Raw genomic sequence first — 1901 nt, 5'->3', positions numbered from 1 at the left:
CGGTACGCCGCTACCCTGGCGTCCGCGGCGTAATCCACCACCCGTGTCCACGAATCGGGGGTAAGGCCCTTCACTGGACCGGAACCGCTGCACCCAATCCGCTCCCGCGCGGAATCGACAAGGCAGGTGCCGCCGGGATACCTCCGCCCCGTCGCCGGCACCGCTGACGCGGACACCCGCCACCGCATGGCGCCGAAAGCCACGATCCCCACCGGCTCAAGGCGTCACGACAGGATGGCCACGGTGTGCACCGGGGCGACGTTGCAACTCACGCGACCGGCATCTCCACCTGAGCGTCACGGAACGCTCGCTGGATCTCGGACGGAATCCGGCCACGCGATGACACCTCATAACCCGCCCCGATCGCCCACTCACGAATCTCCCTCGAAGACTCCCTCGCCGGAGCCTTACCCACCACTTCCCTCTCCGGCGCCTTCGCCGCGACCGGCCTCTTCCCGGCCGTCTTCTCCACAACCGACTTCGTCGCGGCTCTCTTCCTCGCCGGAGCCGTTGTTGCCTGAGCCTTCTTCACCGGAACCGTCGCCGCGGCCGTGGTCCTCGCAGCTGCCTTCTTCGCGGCCGTCTTCTTTACCGACGCCGCCTTTGCCCGAACCTGCTTCGCCTGAGCGTCGTGGAAGGCTTGCTGGATCTCGGACGGAATCCGGCCACGCGATGACACCTCATGACCCGCCCCGATCGCCCACTCACGAATCTCCCTGGACGACTTGCTCGCCGGAGCCCTACTCACCACTGCCCTCTCCGGCGCCGCCGCCGCGACCGGCTTCTTCACGGTCGGCTTATTCACGGCTCTCTTCCTCGCCGGAGCCGTTGTTGCCTGAGCCTTCTTCACCGGAACCGTCGCCGCGGCCGTGGTCCTCGCAGCTGCCTTCTTCGCGGCCGTCTTCTTTACCGACGCCACCTTTGCCTGAACCTGCTTCGCCTGAGCGTTATCGAAGGCTTGCTGAATCTCGGACGGAATCCGGCCACGCGATGACACCTCATGACCCGCCCCGATCGCCCACTCGCGGATCTCCTTGGTCGTCTTCCTCGCCGGAGCCTTACCCACCACTTCCCTCTCCGGCGCCTTCGCCGCGACCGGCCTCTTCCCGACCGTCTTCTCCGCAACCGACTTCGTCGCAACTCTATTCTTTGCGGCTGTCTTCCTAGCGGCTGTCTTCGTCGCCGGAGCCGCGCTCGCCGTCGCCGGCTTCACCGGAGCCTTCGCCCGCTTTCCCGGAGTCGTCGCCGCGACCGGCTTCTTCACAGCCGTCTTTGTCGCGGCCGTCTTTACCGGCGTCGTTTTCGCCTGAACCTTCTTCGGCTGAGCGTCATAGAAGGCCTGCTCGATCTCGACCGAGATCCGGCCGCGCAAGGACACCTCGCGGCCCTCCCGGATCGCCCACTCGCGAATCTCTTTGGTTGCCTTCTTCGCCGAACTTTCAGAACCCCTCGGTGATATCGCCATGTGTCTCCTTCTTCGCTAGGCACCTGTCGAACGCACACAGTAACGGCAGGCGGGCACTCCCAGTAATCAGGAAGCTCACCCGAACAGACATTTCCACCTCCCCAACCCATCACCGATTTGGGAAGGCCGACACGATCTTCCTGGATCCCCAAACTCACGACGCGCCAAGCTTCAGTCAGAACGAGCGCGACTCACATTGGCAGTCAGCAACTTTGGTGTCCCGCAGCGACGATAGGGAACTTTGGAAGTGCGCTTCAGGGCTGGCGGCATCCACTGGACCGAGTCGCTCTGATCCGGATCAGTGATGTCGAGCCGTATCCATCAGGGAGGAACGGGTATCTGTGTGTTTCTCGGAGCACGGCCTGAACTAGTGCCGCACCCGTGAACCTTTGCCCTGTTGTGGTCGACACGCCGACCGGTTGCGACGTGTCGCCCA

At 64.4% G+C, this 1901-nt stretch carries 1 protein-coding gene; it reads right to left on the bottom strand.

Annotated elements, in window-relative coordinates; genetic code table 11:
- Positions 1-268 precede the first annotated feature (268 nt).
- On the bottom strand, positions 269-1465 hold the full coding sequence (locus ABD951_RS28065) for an Lsr2 family DNA-binding protein (RefSeq protein WP_345353470.1): 1197 nt from the start codon (positions 1463-1465) through the stop codon (positions 269-271).
- Positions 1466-1901 lie beyond the last annotated feature (436 nt).

Origin of the sequence: Rhodococcus olei (assembly GCF_039540555.1) — a bacterium.
Classification (GTDB): Bacteria; Actinomycetota; Actinomycetes; order Mycobacteriales; family Mycobacteriaceae; genus Rhodococcus_G; species Rhodococcus_G olei.
The sequence above is the reverse complement of the archived record's forward strand: the minus strand, read 5'-3'. Positions and strand labels throughout refer to the sequence as shown.

Excerpts from the sequence above, each read along its gene's own strand:
- ABD951_RS28065 (WP_345353470.1), bottom strand. The coding sequence starts at position 1,465 with ATGGCGATATCACCGAGGGGTTCTGAAAGTTCGGCGAAGAAGGCAACC.